At 37.6% G+C, this 14,433-nt stretch carries 14 protein-coding genes; 7 read left to right on the top strand and 7 right to left on the bottom strand.

Translation table 11 applies throughout. The features are described from left to right. Window positions 1-184: 184 nt before the first annotated feature. From Q0L68_RS08685 to Q0L68_RS08670, 4 genes are all read right to left on the bottom strand, one after another. Window positions 185-898: a pseudouridine synthase gene (locus tag Q0L68_RS08685; protein WP_296701767.1), complete on the bottom strand. Its 714-nt coding sequence runs from the start codon at window positions 896-898 to the stop codon at window positions 185-187. A 78-nt stretch (window positions 899-976) separates the two neighbouring features. Beyond that, window positions 977-2,053: an ATP-binding protein gene (locus Q0L68_RS08680; protein WP_296701766.1), complete on the bottom strand. Its 1,077-nt coding sequence runs from the start codon at window positions 2,051-2,053 to the stop codon at window positions 977-979. 1 nt (window position 2,054) lies between these two features. Continuing rightward, window positions 2,055-2,744, bottom strand: a complete 690-nt coding sequence (locus tag Q0L68_RS08675) for a response regulator transcription factor (protein WP_296701765.1) — start codon at window positions 2,742-2,744, stop codon at window positions 2,055-2,057. A 151-nt stretch (window positions 2,745-2,895) separates the two neighbouring features. Further along, window positions 2,896-3,687: a DUF3108 domain-containing protein gene (locus tag Q0L68_RS08670; protein WP_296701763.1), complete on the bottom strand. Its 792-nt coding sequence runs from the start codon at window positions 3,685-3,687 to the stop codon at window positions 2,896-2,898. A gap of 179 nt (window positions 3,688-3,866) precedes the next feature. Here Q0L68_RS08670 and recA point away from each other — a divergent pair, with 179 nt between their 5' ends. Continuing rightward, on the top strand, window positions 3,867-4,892 hold the full coding sequence (gene recA, locus Q0L68_RS08665; RefSeq protein WP_296701761.1) for a recombinase RecA: 1,026 nt from the start codon (window positions 3,867-3,869) through the stop codon (window positions 4,890-4,892). A gap of 89 nt (window positions 4,893-4,981) precedes the next feature. Here recA and Q0L68_RS08660 read toward each other — a convergent pair whose 3' ends face one another. Then, complete coding sequence (locus Q0L68_RS08660; protein ID WP_296701759.1) at window positions 4,982-6,229, bottom strand: ABC transporter permease; 1,248 nt, start codon at window positions 6,227-6,229, stop codon at window positions 4,982-4,984. Between the two features lie 127 nt (window positions 6,230-6,356). Between Q0L68_RS08660 and queA the strand changes: the two genes are divergently transcribed. The 5 genes from queA (at window position 6,357) to Q0L68_RS08635 (ending at window position 10,942) form a co-directional block, all read left to right on the top strand. Further along, window positions 6,357-7,406: a tRNA preQ1(34) S-adenosylmethionine ribosyltransferase-isomerase QueA gene (gene queA, locus Q0L68_RS08655; protein WP_296701756.1), complete on the top strand. Its 1,050-nt coding sequence runs from the start codon at window positions 6,357-6,359 to the stop codon at window positions 7,404-7,406. 110 nt (window positions 7,407-7,516) lie between these two features. Beyond that, window positions 7,517-8,200, top strand: coding sequence for a 2-C-methyl-D-erythritol 4-phosphate cytidylyltransferase (locus tag Q0L68_RS08650; RefSeq protein WP_296701754.1), 684 nt, complete (start codon window positions 7,517-7,519; stop codon window positions 8,198-8,200). 124 nt (window positions 8,201-8,324) lie between these two features. Then, window positions 8,325-9,152: a DUF5668 domain-containing protein gene (locus Q0L68_RS08645; RefSeq protein ID WP_296701752.1), complete on the top strand. Its 828-nt coding sequence runs from the start codon at window positions 8,325-8,327 to the stop codon at window positions 9,150-9,152. 33 nt (window positions 9,153-9,185) lie between these two features. Continuing rightward, window positions 9,186-10,226 carry a histidine kinase gene (locus Q0L68_RS08640; protein WP_296701749.1) on the top strand — a complete coding sequence of 347 codons (1,041 nt, stop codon included), beginning with the start codon at window positions 9,186-9,188 and terminating at the stop codon, window positions 10,224-10,226. Continuing rightward, the gene (locus tag Q0L68_RS08635; protein WP_296701746.1) at window positions 10,223-10,942 is read left to right on the top strand and encodes a LytTR family DNA-binding domain-containing protein; all 720 of its coding nucleotides are present in this window, start codon (window positions 10,223-10,225) and stop codon (window positions 10,940-10,942) included. The genes Q0L68_RS08640 and Q0L68_RS08635 overlap by 4 nt, the downstream gene beginning before the upstream one ends. 34 nt (window positions 10,943-10,976) lie before the next feature. Here Q0L68_RS08635 and Q0L68_RS08630 read toward each other — a convergent pair whose 3' ends face one another. Further along, window positions 10,977-11,198, bottom strand: coding sequence for a DUF2795 domain-containing protein (locus tag Q0L68_RS08630; RefSeq protein WP_008202749.1), 222 nt, complete (start codon window positions 11,196-11,198; stop codon window positions 10,977-10,979). 84 nt (window positions 11,199-11,282) lie between these two features. Further along, window positions 11,283-12,530, bottom strand: coding sequence for a DUF349 domain-containing protein (locus Q0L68_RS08625; RefSeq protein WP_296701742.1), 1,248 nt, complete (start codon window positions 12,528-12,530; stop codon window positions 11,283-11,285). Between the two features lie 131 nt (window positions 12,531-12,661). Between Q0L68_RS08625 and ettA the strand changes: the two genes are divergently transcribed. Then, complete coding sequence (gene ettA, locus Q0L68_RS08620; RefSeq protein ID WP_296701740.1) at window positions 12,662-14,341, top strand: energy-dependent translational throttle protein EttA; 1,680 nt, start codon at window positions 12,662-12,664, stop codon at window positions 14,339-14,341. Window positions 14,342-14,433: the final 92 nt, after the last annotated feature.

The raw sequence follows: 14,433 nt of genomic DNA, 5'->3' as shown, positions 1-14,433 counted from the left end.
CCACTGTGTAACTGTTTAATTTTTAGCTTGTTAAATTTATTTCACCCTCAAAAAGGGACACAAAGATAGAAGTATTTTGTTTTTGATCCAAAATATTTTCAATACTAAGTCCTAATTTTCATGGTCTTAGCTCAAAAACCCTCTCAGGAGTTTGATTTTCATGCTTTTTATTTTTAAGAAATGATTATCGGGCAGTTTTTTCTAACTGATTGACCAACACCTGAAAATCTTTCGGGTAGGGAGCCTCAATTTTTAGTTTTTTACCGTCTAATCCTTCAAATCCTATAGAAAAGGCATGTAGAGAAACCCGCTGCATGATGGGCAACTCTTCTGTGTCCTTTTTTAGATTGAATCGGCGTTTGAGTGAAGAAAGTAACAAAGGTCTACCGCCATATAAAGTATCCCCACAAATAGGAGATTTAAGATAAGCCAAATGAACTCTGATCTGATGCAGTCTGCCAGTGACAGGTATGCATTCCACCAAAGTATGCGCATAATATGTTTTCAATGTATTGAAAAATGTCTGCGCTGACTTTCCCTCTTTACTGACTTTGGCAATTCCTTTTTTTGTAGCGATAAGGTTTCGGTCTACCAGCTCATCGCTGAATTCCTTTATTCCCTCTACCACTGCATGATAGACTTTGTCTACTTTTCTGTTTTCAAACTGCATGGCCAAATGCCTGTAGGCCACTGGATTCTTGGCAATCACTAGACATCCTGAAGTTTCCTTATCCAATCTATGGCACAGTTGTGAATCGGAGGTGTATGCCTTGGCTAAGTCTAAGATGTTCTGCGCTTCGTGTCTATCGTCTAAGCTTGATAAATACGGCGGTTTATTGATTACCAGGTAATCCTCGTTTTCAAACAGAATAAGATTTTCAAAATCTACTTTCTTCATGGATTCTCCTGCCTCTTCAATTGAGGCTGCAAAAGTAGTGAAAAAATATCCTCTAAAAAATCTACATTCAATTAATGTTTAGCTAGTTGCTGCCTTTTCTTTTTCTGTTAAAGAATTTACTTTCACCAAAGGCAACGAGAAACTAAAAATCGATCCTTTGCCAACGGTAGAACTCACAGATATCTTGCTTTTGTGCCCTTCCAGAATATGCTTCACGATCGCTAATCCCAATCCGGTTCCGCCTTCTTTTTTGTTTCGGCTCTTTTCTACTCGGTAAAACCGCTCAAAAATTCTTTTTAAATCTTCTGGAGGAATTCCTTGGCCATCGTCTTTAATGTCTACCTGAATACTGTTTTTGCTTGTTTTCAGATCTACTTTGACCTCACCTTTATTATTATTGTATTTGACAGCATTGAAAATCAGGTTTTGACAGACACGGTAGATTTTTTGTCGGTCAGCGGAGGTGACATAGCTTTTTCCTTCCTCGTATTCAAAAACAATCTCAACATCTCTTTTGGAAGCTTTGTGCTCTAGTTGATCAATGACTTCGGTAATCAAGTCTTTTAAATCAAACTGGGTAAAAGTGAATTTGATTACCCCGCTTTCCATTTGGTTTAAAGTTAGAAGATCCTGAACTAATACATCCAGGGAGTCTAGGCTCTTTGCTGCACGTTTCAGAAATTTCATTCTCACTTGCTTATCATCAATAGCGCCATCCAATAAAGTGAGGATATAACCCTGTGTAGCAAAAATCGGTGTTTTTAACTCATGAGAAATATCGGCAATAAATTCCCGTCTGAATTCGGCATTTTTTTGAAGAGCTTCAATTTCTTTTTGCTTCGTCAAAGCATAAGAATTTATCACCTTATTGATCCTTCTGAGAGGAGAAATAGATGATTTTGAAGTTTTATCGCTGATTTCGGAAAAGTCCTTCTTTTGTATTTTTTCTAAAAGTGTGTAGACATTCCCGATTTCTCTAAAGACTAAAAATTCCAACGTGATATTAGTAAGCAAAAAAGTAACAGAAAATGAAATACCTCCGGCTACCAGCAATATTGTAGAGTTTGTGGACTCTAGTAATGATAAAAAAGCAGCCACCATCACGCTGATAGCTAATGCTAAAATAAATGCAATACCACGGGAATTTGTAAGCATATTAGCCTAGATCGAACTTGTATCCTACTCCTTTAACAGTAGTAATATAGTCTTCTCCAATTTTTTCTCTGACTTTTCTGATGTGTACATCCACTGTTCTGGCAAGTACAAATACATCTGCTCCCCAGATATTTTGGAGAAGTTCATCTCTACTGAAAACCATATTAGGGTTTTTAGCGAGGAAATACAATAATTCAAATTCCTTCTTTGGCAGTGTGATTGTTTTTCCAGCCTTATCAATGGTATAACTGCCTCTGTCAATGATAAGATCCTTGATTTTAATCTGAATTTGCTCCTGCTCTTTTTTGGATTCTCTTCTAAATAATGCGGCAATCCTACTCATCAAAGCCCTTGGTTTTATAGGTTTGGTAATGTAATCGTCCGCACCCACATCAAAGGCTGCTACTTCGGAGTACTCTTCCATTCTGGCAGTTAGAAAAATTATAAATGCATTTTTGAGTTCCGGAATCTCCCTGATTTGTAAGCAGGTTTCTACACCATCTTGACCAGGCATCATTATATCTAATAATATTACATCAGGTAAAAATTTGGAAGCAACTTTTACAGCTTTCAAACCATCTTCTGCAGTGGCTACATCATAGCCTTCTTTTTGTAGATTATATTTAAGGATCTCTACGATGTCTGGCTCATCGTCAACTACGAGAACTTTGATTTTTTGCTTATCGCCCATGCTAGCATTAATTAATAATGAGTTTAAAAATAAGGAATATTTAAAGACTCGTACCAAATAAAAAATAGGTTTTGAGTCAAAAGATTGACAAATCCCAGTAATTATTCTGCTTCTATTTGCTAAGGTTAAGGGAAGGTTATCCCTGTCTTAATTAATTGTTTCGCAAACCCTTTGCATTGATAATATCAAAATTTAAGGAGCCTAAAAATAAGTTAGCCTTAATTTTAACAGGGATTTTATTCTGATCCTTAGTAACCCATACTTTTACTGGATAGTCTCCACGGAATAATTTGTTCTTTGGGATTTGTGGAGAGAAAATATAGGTTTCTTTTTCTCCAATCTCAGTTTCCAGCCGTTCAGTACCTTCGTATATTAACTTTATGTTATATATCTCTTTATCAAAGAAGCCCCTGATTAAAACAGTCTCACCTTTCTTTAATTCATCGAGATCCAAAGTCCTCAAATAATAAAACCCACTGACAATATCCTGTATCCGTCCCGGCAAATCATATTCTTTCACGCTTTTTAAGGTGCGATTATCTTTTTCGAAAACTTCAACCAGCGCCTTATTATTATTCTGGTCAAATGAAACTTTCTCATGTTTTCTATACTTGCCTTCCTCAATATGCTGGTAAAAAACAGAGGGATGAATCGTGCTTGTATCCAAGTAAGTACCCCAGTTATCATTCACTCTACCAAAAATTGTAGCGGCACCTTTCGTTTTTCCAAATACATCAATTTTATAATGAGGGCGATTATTCTGAGTGTGACTTCTTCGATTAATTTCCAGTTTTGCGTCAGCTAAATTTAGCCAACCATAACTCACCTCGAAGTTCAATTCCTCCCCAAATGTGAATGCATCATTAATGGGATTTTGTTGTGAAAAGGCATTTGAACTCCACAGGAACACTAAAACGTAAAAAAGTACAGAAAGTCTTCTCATAAATTTTATTGACAATACCTGACGAAAATCAAATTTCTTAAAAGGTATTACGAAAAAAAGAGTCGTTTGGTGAATAAAATTACGAATTTGGCCTTCGAAAACAATGGCTAATTCTCCTTTGGTAATAGCATGTTGATTAGTTAATTTCACCTACTAAAGATTCTTTTAAACGAAAACTCATGAGTAATAACGCAGAAAAACTTAAAGCTCTTCAACTTACGATCGATAAATTGGAGAAAACCTATGGAAAAGGTACTGTAATGAAGCTTAGCGACAACAAAGTACTGGATGTTCCGGCAATTTCCACTGGTTCTCTTGGGCTTGATATGGCTCTTGGTGTGGGAGGAATTCCTCGTGGCCGAGTGATAGAAATTTACGGTCCAGAATCCTCTGGTAAAACCACGTTGACCATGCATTGCATTGCCGAAGCCCAAAAGGCAGGAGGTTTAGCTGCGTTTATTGATGCTGAACATGCATTCGACAAAACCTATGCCGAAAAGCTGGGGATCGATATTGAAAATTTGTTAATATCCCAGCCTGATAACGGAGAGCAAGCATTGGAAATTGCAGAGCATTTGATTCGTTCAGGAGCGATTGATATTATCGTGATTGACTCCGTAGCCGCCTTAGTTCCAAAAAGTGAATTGGAAGGGGATATGGGAGACTCCAAAATGGGTTTACAAGCCAGACTGATGTCTCAGGCTCTTCGTAAACTCACAGGTGCAATCAATAAAACGGGTTGTTCTTGCATTTTTATCAATCAACTGAGAGAGAAAATTGGGGTGATGTTTGGAAACCCAGAAACAACAACCGGTGGTAATGCATTGAAATTTTACGCTTCCGTTAGGCTTGATATCAGAAGAATTGGCCAGATTAAAGAAAGTGCGGATAATATTCTTGGTAACAGAACCCGTGTCAAAGTTGTGAAAAATAAAGTGGCACCTCCTTTTAAAGTAGTAGAGTTTGACATCATGTATGGTCAAGGAATTTCTAAGGTGGGAGAAATAATTGACTTGGGTGTAGAATTTGAAATTATCAAGAAAGCTGGTTCTTGGTTTTCATATAACGGAGAAAAATTGGGTCAGGGAAGAGACTCGGTTAAAAATCTATTATTAGATAATCCTGAATTAATGGAAGAGCTTGAAATAAAAATAAAAGCGGCGGCAGGATTGGGTGATGTTTCTGAAAAGGAGCTAAAAGAATAATATAAAAACTTACCGCTTTGTGAGGAGCGCTAATTAAAAAAGCCCCCAATCAGTGTTTAACTTTTTGGGGGCTTTTTCTTGATCTTTTCTTACGCAGTTCTGATTGCTTCTACTGGATCCATTCTTGCCGCTAAGGTAGCTGGGACAATTCCTGAAACCACTCCTATAATAGAAGAAACTCCAAGCCCTAGAATAATATTTTTAAAAGATAAGATGAGTTCTAAACTTCCTAGCTGAATAAAACTCAATCCGAATACAATCAAAATCCCTGTTATTCCACCGATTAAGCTTAAAAATACCGCTTCAAATAAGAATTGGAAGAGGATAAAGTAATTTTTTGCGCCTAAAGATTTTTGAATTCCAATGATATTGGTTCTTTCTCTTACAGAAACAAACATAATATTTGCAATACCGAATCCACCAACTAAAATAGAAAAACCTCCGATAACCCACCCTGCGATTGAGATTACGTCAAAAATGGACCCGATCGCATTTTGGACAAACTCGGTTTTATTTAATGCGAAGTTGTCTTCTTGTGTGGGCTTGAGTCCTCTTTTTGCCCTGATTAACCCCGTAAGTTCGTTTTCTAAAGATACGAGACCAATATCCTCCTCTTTTCCTTTCGCAGCGATCGTTGGCTCCACTCCATTTCTTCCAGTATAAAACATTTTAGTAAATGCTCCATAAGGGATAATACAGGCTTCATCTTTTGAGGGTGCATCAAAAAGACCTTCCCCTTCTTCTTCGAAAACACCAATTACAGTGAATTTAAGTCCTTTTATCTTTATTTCTTTTCCAAGAATTGGGAGGTTTGGATAGAGGGTATTCGCGATTTTTCTTCCGACAATAGCCAAGTTTCTGGAAGCATTGATTTCTGACTCTAGAAAATACCTCCCTTCTTCTAAAGGTAACTCGTATACATCCTGATAGGAATATTCAATCCCTGTCAACTGCATACCCTGATAGGCATTACTTCCGGCTTGTACAGTAGTTCCTGCAGATGCTGAAATAGTAACTGCCTGAGCAGATTTTAATCTTTCTTCCAAAAATTTATACTCAGATAAAGATCCGGGAGGTCTTCTGAAATATTTCCACCAAGGGTAATCCTGTGGTCCACTTGCAAATGGGAAACGATCCACTCGCATCACATTTGTACCTAGAAAGGAAAAGGAAGATTTTATATTATTCTCTAGGGAATCTACCAAAGTAAATACTGCGATAATGGCAAAAATCCCTATGGTTACTCCTAAGAGTGAAAGGATAGTTCTGGTTATATTGGCTTTTAATGCAGAGAATGCAAACCGAAAACTCTCCCAAGTCAATTGGAAAAAGAGCATACTTTATTATAGTTGGTTAAAACAATTTGTTAAGATAGCTGAAATTGGGCATTATTGTTATTATCTTTGCATTTTTTAGAGTTAATCTAAATCAAACAAATCAAGCTCAGACTACTAAAGCTTTCCTATGAAATTATCAGATTTCAAATTTGACGTTCCAAAAAAACTAGTTTCTCTTTATCCATCAGAAAACCGCGATGAATCCCGTCTCATGGTATTGCACCGAGATACCGGGAAAATCGAACACAGAGTTTTCAAAGATATCATTGAATATTTTGGTGAAGGAGATGTTTTTGTCACAAATGATACAAAGGTATTTCCTGCTAGACTCTACGGAAACAAAGAGAAAACGGGTGCCGAAATTGAAGTTTTTTTACTTAGAGAACTCAATCCTGAATTGAGACTTTGGGATGTTCTTGTAGATCCTGCTCGAAAAATCAGAGTTGGTAACAAGCTATATTTTGGCGATTCAGATCTTGTTGCTGAAGTAATTGATAATACGACATCAAGAGGTAGAACGATCAGATTCTTATTTGATGGAACTGAAGAAGAGTTTCACAAAACAATCGACTCTTTGGGAGAAACTCCATTGTTGAAAGAGTTTATCGAAAGAAAAGTAGAAGCTGAAGACAGAGAAAGATATCAAACTGTTTTTGCTAAAAACGTAGGTGCCGTAGCTGCTCCTACTGCTGGGCTTCACTTTACTCCGCATTTGTTAAAAAGATTAGAGCTCCAAGGGGTTGAAGTTACTCCAATCACGCTTCATGTTGGGCTTGGTACATTCCGTCAGGTAGATGTAGAAGATTTGACTAAGCACAAGATGGACTCAGAAAACTACAGTATTCCAGAAGGAACAGTGAACCTGGTAAACAAGGCGTTGGATGAAAAGAAGCGTGTTGTTGCAGTGGGTACTACTTCCCTTAAAACAGTCGAATCATCTGTTACAGCGAATGGCAGATTGAAGGCGAGTGCTGGCTGGACTGATAAATTTATCATTCCTCCTTACGAATTTAAGATTGCTAATGCTTTGATTACGAATTTCCATTTACCAGAGTCAACTTTATTGATGACTACATCGGCATTTGGAGGGTATGATTTGGTAATGAAGGCATATAAAGAAGCCATCAAGGAAAAATATCGCTTCTTCTCCTATGGAGACGCCATGTTAATCCTCTAAAGTTTAAAGCTCCCGATTTTGGGAGCTTTTTTTATTCCTTTACAGTTTGATAATTTACAGAATATATTTTCTAAGAATGTAATGGATATTTTTATCGCAAAATTCTCAAAATGAATAAAGCAGTGGTTATTGTTGCTGGAGGCAAGGGAACACGGATGGGTAGTTCTATTTCCAAACAATATTTACCTATTGGAGGTAAACCAATTTTGATGCATACTCTTTCAACTTTTTATACTGTAGATCCTTCGATGAAGTTGATTTTGGTAATTCCAGATTCTGATTTTAATTATTGGAAGGAGCTTTGTGACGAATTTCAATTTAAAATACCTCATGATCTTGTCCCTGGAGGTAATTCTCGATTTCAATCGGTAAGAAATGGCCTCGATAAAATAACCTGGGTGGAAGGATTGGTAGCAATCCATGACGGGGTGAGGCCTTTTGTAAGCAAGGATGTAATATTAAATTCATTTTCTGAGGCAGAAAAATCGGGAAGTGCAATTGCCGTAGTAGCACTAAAAGATTCTATTCGTAAACTTTCAGATGATGGGAACTCGAGGTATCAGGAACGACAATATTTTAGGCTGGTACAGACTCCTCAGACTTTTCAACTCGCAAGGATAAAAAAGGCATTTCAAGTAACAGAAATACAACAATTTACAGATGATGCCACCGTTTATGAACACCAAGGTTGGCAGGTTTCTTTAATAGCGGGGAATCCGGAAAATATTAAAATAACAACTCCAGAGGATATGGATTATGGTGAGTTTCTTCTTTCCAAAAAGAAAAAGAATTAAGCCTTACACTTTCACCGACTTTTTTGTGGTGCTTACCGACTTTTTGATTGAGTTGGCCTAATTGTCATTTCAGAGAGGAGCTGTATGATCTACATTTGATCATCAATTTTAAACAAATACTCTCATGAAAAGATATTCTTCACCTAGAAATGACGGCGGTATCGTCTTCGGATTTATAATTTTAGCGATAGGAGTCCTATTGCTTCTTAAAAAAGTAGGTATTTTCATACCGGCTTGGGTACTTACCTGGCCCATGATTTTAATTGTCATAGGCGTATTTACTCTAATCAAGCACGAGTTTAAAAGTTTGTTTGGTGCTTTCATCTTAGCTTTAGGTTCCTATTTTCTTTTAAAGAATGAGTTCGATCTGGATTTTGGTTTGGATCGGTATATTCTACCTGTAGCATTGATTGTTTTGGGTGTTTACTTGATCACAAAAAAGAAAAAAGAACAAGATCTTATTCGTGATATTCAGGCTAAATGGCAGGTAAATCAAAAGAAAAACCCAGACGGAACCTATGCAGAAGAAGTAAAGAGTGAGCCTACTAGTTCAGATAGCTCCTTTGCATCTGGATCAAAATCTAACCTCGGAAATATGTCGGGTTCATCATTTTCCGACACATTGAATATTGATGCCATTTTAAGTGGGGTGAATAAAAGAATAATGAGTAAAAATCTGAAGGGTGGTAAATTAACCGCAGCCTTTGGAGGAATCGACCTAGATTTGACTCAAGCGGATATTCAAGGATCTGTCACCATTCAAGTAGATGTGATTTTTGGTGGAATGAAACTTATTGTACCATCTCATTGGGACATCCGAACTGAAGTTAGCAATATTGCTGCGGGAATCGATGATAAGAGGATTTATCGGGAAACCGCCATCGACCCAGATAAAGTATTGATATTGAAGGGAACTGTTCTTTTTGGAGGTTTGGAAATTAAATCCTATTAAGAATAAATCATAAACTGTTAAATTCAAGAGGTCTTGATTTTTAAAGCTTTTTCGAAACCCCAGTATGTAAAATACATCATCTCAGGAACTGCGATCGCGTGGTTTCTGGGATGTTTCTTTATTCTTAAGGACTTTGGGGTGGAATTTGAAATAGCTTGGCCAGATGCTTTGGCTTTTACAGGAATATTTCTGAGTGGGATTTTCGTTTTGGAATTAATTTTTGGCTTTTATATTCCAAAAGGATCCAACAGCTGGTTACTCGTCATCATTCCTCTTTTTTTAAGTTTTGTAGGAGTCATCACTCATAATTTTATTCTAAAATGGCTGTTCGGAGAGGAAACTCAATATCTGGAGATGCTGAAAAATAGTTTTTTCTTGCGTTGGGCATTTCTTGCAATTCCTGAAATTTTGATTTCTGTGATAGCTTTGGTCGTATCAAAATTGGAAATACAGGAAGAAACACAAAAAAGAGAGGCCAGCATAAATGAGCTTTCGAGGGAAGTGGAACTCAATTCTATCCGGCAACAATTACAACCTCATTTTTTATTTAATAGCTTAAATTCTATCAGTGCTTTGGTAGTTTCTCAGCCTCAGAAAGCAAGAGAAATGGTTTTACAACTTTCAGACTTTCTGAGAGGGACAATTCGGAAGGATCATAAAGTTTGGGTAAGCTTGACAGAGGAATTGAGTTATTTAAAAATGTATCTGGATATTGAGCGGGTAAGATTTGGTCATAGGCTGCACGTGCAGATCAATTCTGAGGAGCTTTCCAAGGATATGAAGCTTCCACAGTTGCTCATTCAGCCATTACTGGAAAATGCGATTAAACATGGTTTATATGGGCTTACCGGAGATGTGGATATTCTTGTATCCACTTTTAAGGATCAAAATTATTTGACTATCCAGATTGAGAACCCTTTTGACCCAGAAAGTTCCCCATCAAAAGGAGTTGGTTTTGGCTTAAGTTCAGTAAATAGAAGGCTGGAATTACTATTTGGAAGATCTGATTTGTTAAATACAAACTCAAAGGAAGGAAGATTTACAGTAACCCTTAAAATTCCACAATTGAAATGATCCAAACATTGATTATAGATGATGAGCCTTTAGCGGCATCCATTGTTGAGGAGTATTTAAAAGCATTTCCTCAATTTGAATTTTTGGAAATTTGCCATGATGGTTTTCAGGGAATAAAAGCGATTCAGAAGTATAAGCCGGATTTAATATTTCTGGATGTTCAAATGCCTAAAATTACCGGCTTTGAAATGCTGGAGCTATTGGATGAACCGCCCGCTGTAATATTCACAACCGCATTTGATCAATTTGCTTTGAAGGCGTTCGATTCGATGGCAATTGATTATTTATTAAAACCATTTTCTCAAGAAAGATTTAATCAGGCGATTGAGCGGTTTTTAAATCAATCATCCAGCATAGATCAAAATGCAATAAATCAACTAGCTGAAAAGACTAATCGTTTAGTGGTGCGGGTGAAAAATGAAATAAAGATCATCCCCATCAAGGATGTTACTTTTTTTGAGGCGGAGGATGATTACATAGCGATCCATTGCAAGGATGGTAAATACCTCAAGAAAATGACAATGAAGTCTCTTGAGGAGGCTTTAGATCCTTCTAAATTTGCAAGAGTCCACAGATCTTACTTGGTCAATTTAAACGAAGTAACACAGATCGAACCCTATGAACGAGAAAATTTTCTAGTCAAACTTAGAAATGGGGAACAAGTGCCAGTAAGTAAATCGGGATATTCCAGACTCAGGCAGGTGTTAGGTTTATGAAAAGTATAAAGCCCCGAATCTTGGGGCTTCATTTTTAATATTCGTCCTCGTTGAAGAAGAAGTCATCTTTGGTCGGATAATCCGGCCAAATCTCCTCAATTGTTTCATAAGGTTCGCCATCATCTTCTAATTCCTGGAGATTCTCAACCACTTCTAGTGGTGCGCCAGATCTGATGCCGTAATCAATTAATTCATCCTTAGTTGCAGGCCAAGGAGCATCTTCTAAATAAGAGGCAAGTTCAAGTGTCCAGTACATAGTGTTTATTTAATTAATAGGTGTTCCGGATATTAATAGGGTTGCAAAATTATCTTTTTTTTCAGATATGTAATCAAGTACTCCTTAATTAAAAGAAAGTTGTCTTAAAATATAATTTTTTACATCAACTTTTCTTTTCAGTCCAGAGAGTTTTTTTCTCATCATTATCTCAAAATCCTGAGTTTGAACGCGAAAATTTTCAGAATTGCTTTGAACAGTATCTAGCTCAGTTTGATCCCTGTGCAGTAAATCTTTAATTAAAGCGATTTTAATATGTTTTTGCTCATCAGCAGGTTTTTCATCAAAGTCGGAATATTTTCCATGAACTAATTTTTCCAAAAAAGCTTTTTCAAAAACGATGTCCATGAAGAATTGATAGGATCTAGCCGTAAGATTTACCTCTTTTGGCTTCCTCATCGGAAGTTTTTTCCATTCTTCCTGAATTTTTTTGGCCTGATTGATCAATTCATAAGTGGTTGGCTGACCAGAAAGTTTCTTGATTTCCTCAGTCAATTGCTCCGCTTTACGAATGATTTCCCTGGGATGCATGCTTGGCCCAGGATTTAACGTTCTCTTATATCTGGAGAAAATCCGGTTATTCAATCTGGAAAATTCATCCCAAAGTGGTTGACGTTTTTCCGCAGGAACTTTCCCAGAAGATTTCCATTCCTTTTGAATTTTTTTACTGATTTCAAAAGCGACTTTTGCATCAGGAAAGTCATGTGCTTCGCGGGCTTGTACAACCAAAGCCTCGTAAACCTTAATGTTTTCTTCCGCTTGAAGTGCTAATCCTTCGTAATAATGTCTCCGGTTTTCAAAGAAATGCTGAACAGCATTATTGAATTTGGTTTCAATTTCTTCCTCAAATTCCTTTTCAACTGGGCCAGTCTTGATCCATCTTAATTTCAAGTCTTTAAAAGCCTCAGTCGTTTCTCTCCAATCTGTATCATCTTTCAACTCTTCAGCTTCAAGGATCAAAGCATTTTTTACTTCTAAATTTTTGGAACGGTTGGCCTGGATAATTTCATTCAGGAATTCCTCCTCTTTATTTAAATCTTCAATTAGAGGTACGAAATCACCCAAAGCGTCAGCTTGCATCAAAGAATCCCTCAAGTGAATTAACTTCATTAGAAAAGATCCTTTGTTTTGATTTTCCTGAATATCTGATTTTAACTTCTCAACCTTTTCTTTCAGTTGCTCGAAACGAGCTGCAAAATAATTTAAAGTGGATGCTTCATCTTCCTTAACTTCACCAATCACCCGGTCATCTTGACCTAAAAATCCCTTTAAATAAACTTTGTTATCCTTTATATATCCATACGGATGTTCCATTGTTCTACAGTAGGTTAGGTGGTCGTTTTCAATTTTTGGCAAATTAATTAATTCAAAAGCACTTATCCTAAGAAAGAGGTTTTTTTGCCATCTTTACCAATTAAGTGAAATTGTAACGTAAAAATTACCACATGAGTGCAGAAAAAATAATCTTTTCAATGGCTGGAGTCTCAAAAATCTATCCGCCGCAGAAAAAAGTACTAAAAGATATATATCTATCATTTTTTTATGGAGCCAAAATCGGAGTCTTAGGTCTCAATGGCTCAGGTAAATCTTCCTTGCTAAGAATCATCGCCGGAATTGATAAAGAGTTTCTTGGTGAGGTGGTTTGGTCTCCCGGATATTCTGTGGGAATGTTGGAGCAGGAACCTCAACTGGATCCTTCCAAAACCGTCAAAGAAGTGGTAGAAGAAGCAGTTTCCGAGACAGTAGCATTGCTAAAGGAATTTGAGGAGATCAATGAAAAGTTCATGGACCCAGCCTTAATGGAAGATCCTGATGCGATGAATGATCTAATCGAAAAGCAGGGAGAGGTTCAGGAGAAGCTTGATGCCGCCAATGCCTGGGAACTGGACGTAATGCTGGATAAAGCCATGGATGCGCTTAGACTTCCTCCCAGTGATGCCAACGTGGCGAATCTGTCTGGTGGTGAAAAAAGAAGAGTAGCCCTTTGTAGACTTTTATTGCAGGAACCGGATGTTTTGTTGCTGGATGAACCCACCAACCACCTTGATGCTGAGTCGGTCCACTGGCTGGAACAACACCTTCAGAATTACAAAGGAACAGTAATCGCCGTGACGCACGATAGATACTTTTTGGATAATGTAGCAGGATGGATTTTGGAATTGGATAGGGGTGAAGGGATTCCTTGGAAAGGGAATTATTCTTCTTGGTTGGATCAAAAACAAAGCCGTTTAAAGCAGGAAGAGAAAACTGAATCCAAGCGTCAGAAGACTTTAGAACGAGAGTTGGAGTGGATTAGAATGTCTCCGAAAGCCCGGCAGGCAAAAGGTAAGGCGCGTCTTAACTCTTATGATAAGTTAGTTGGAGAAGAGTCCAAAGAGAAAGAAGCGAAGTTGGAGTTATTTATTCCACCGGGGCCTCGTTTAGGTGCCAAAGTGATTGAGGTAAATGGAGTTTCGAAAGCTTATGGAGATAAACTGCTTTTTGAAAACTTGACTTTTGCCTTGCCTCAAGGCGGGATTGTCGGAGTGATCGGGCCCAATGGTGCTGGTAAATCCACTTTGTTCAAATTAATTACTGGTCAGGAGAAACCAGATGCGGGTAATTTTGAAGTTGGGGAGACGGTGCAATTGGCATACGTGGATCAGGGTCATGATATTCTAGATCCAAATAAGACAGTTTACCAGACGATTTCTGAAGGAAACGAACTGATGAAACTCGGAAATAAAGAAGTGAATTCCAGGGCTTATGTTTCCAAATTCAACTTCGGTGGAGGAGATCAGGAAAAGAAAGTAGGAGTGCTTTCCGGTGGAGAGCGAAACCGTGTTCATTTAGCTTTGACACTGAAGGAAGGTGGAAACTTGCTTCTTTTGGATGAGCCAACCAATGACTTGGATGTAAATACGCTAAGAGCATTAGAAGAAGCTTTAGAGAACTTCGGTGGTTGTGCGGTAGTGATTTCCCACGACAGATGGTTCCTTGATAGAATCTGTACGCATATTCTAGCATTCGAAGGAGATTCTCAGGTGGTGTGGTTTGAAGGCAACTTCTCCGATTACGAAGAGAACAAGAAAAAGCGACTGGGCGACGTGGAACCGAAGCGGATTCGATATAAAAATTTGAAATAAATTTTCAACCTAAAATGTCAGCCTGAGCGGAGTCGAAGGCTAAAATTAGAATGCTGAAATTATTCACAGTTTGAAGCCTGCCTACCGAAGGT

Source organism: Algoriphagus sp. (assembly GCF_024642405.1).
Classification (GTDB): Bacteria; Bacteroidota; Bacteroidia; order Cytophagales; family Cyclobacteriaceae; genus Algoriphagus.
Note: the sequence above shows the minus strand (reverse complement) of the source record. Positions and strands in the feature narration are given on the sequence as shown.

Bases quoted from the DNA above. Each gene is read 5' to 3' on its own strand.
- Q0L68_RS08650 (WP_296701754.1), top strand. From the start codon at position 7,517: ATGAATAAAGCAGTGGTTATTGTTGCTGGAGGCAAGGGAACACGGATG.
- Q0L68_RS08625 (WP_296701742.1), bottom strand. From the start codon at position 12,530: ATGGAACATCCGTATGGATATATAAAGGATAACAAAGTTTATTTAAAG.
- ettA (WP_296701740.1), top strand. From the start codon at position 12,662: ATGAGTGCAGAAAAAATAATCTTTTCAATGGCTGGAGTCTCAAAAATC.
- Q0L68_RS08685 (WP_296701767.1), bottom strand. From the start codon at position 898: ATGAAGAAAGTAGATTTTGAAAATCTTATTCTGTTTGAAAACGAGGAT.
- Q0L68_RS08635 (WP_296701746.1), top strand. From the start codon at position 10,223: ATGATCCAAACATTGATTATAGATGATGAGCCTTTAGCGGCATCCATT.
- Q0L68_RS08660 (WP_296701759.1), bottom strand. From the start codon at position 6,229: ATGCTCTTTTTCCAATTGACTTGGGAGAGTTTTCGGTTTGCATTCTCT.
- Q0L68_RS08645 (WP_296701752.1), top strand. From the start codon at position 8,325: ATGAAAAGATATTCTTCACCTAGAAATGACGGCGGTATCGTCTTCGGA.
- queA (WP_296701756.1), top strand. From the start codon at position 6,357: ATGAAATTATCAGATTTCAAATTTGACGTTCCAAAAAAACTAGTTTCT.
- recA (WP_296701761.1), top strand. From the start codon at position 3,867: ATGAGTAATAACGCAGAAAAACTTAAAGCTCTTCAACTTACGATCGAT.
- Q0L68_RS08675 (WP_296701765.1), bottom strand. From the start codon at position 2,744: ATGGGCGATAAGCAAAAAATCAAAGTTCTCGTAGTTGACGATGAGCCA.
- Q0L68_RS08630 (WP_008202749.1), bottom strand. From the start codon at position 11,198: ATGTACTGGACACTTGAACTTGCCTCTTATTTAGAAGATGCTCCTTGG.
- Q0L68_RS08680 (WP_296701766.1), bottom strand. From the start codon at position 2,053: ATGCTTACAAATTCCCGTGGTATTGCATTTATTTTAGCATTAGCTATC.
- Q0L68_RS08670 (WP_296701763.1), bottom strand. From the start codon at position 3,687: ATGAGAAGACTTTCTGTACTTTTTTACGTTTTAGTGTTCCTGTGGAGT.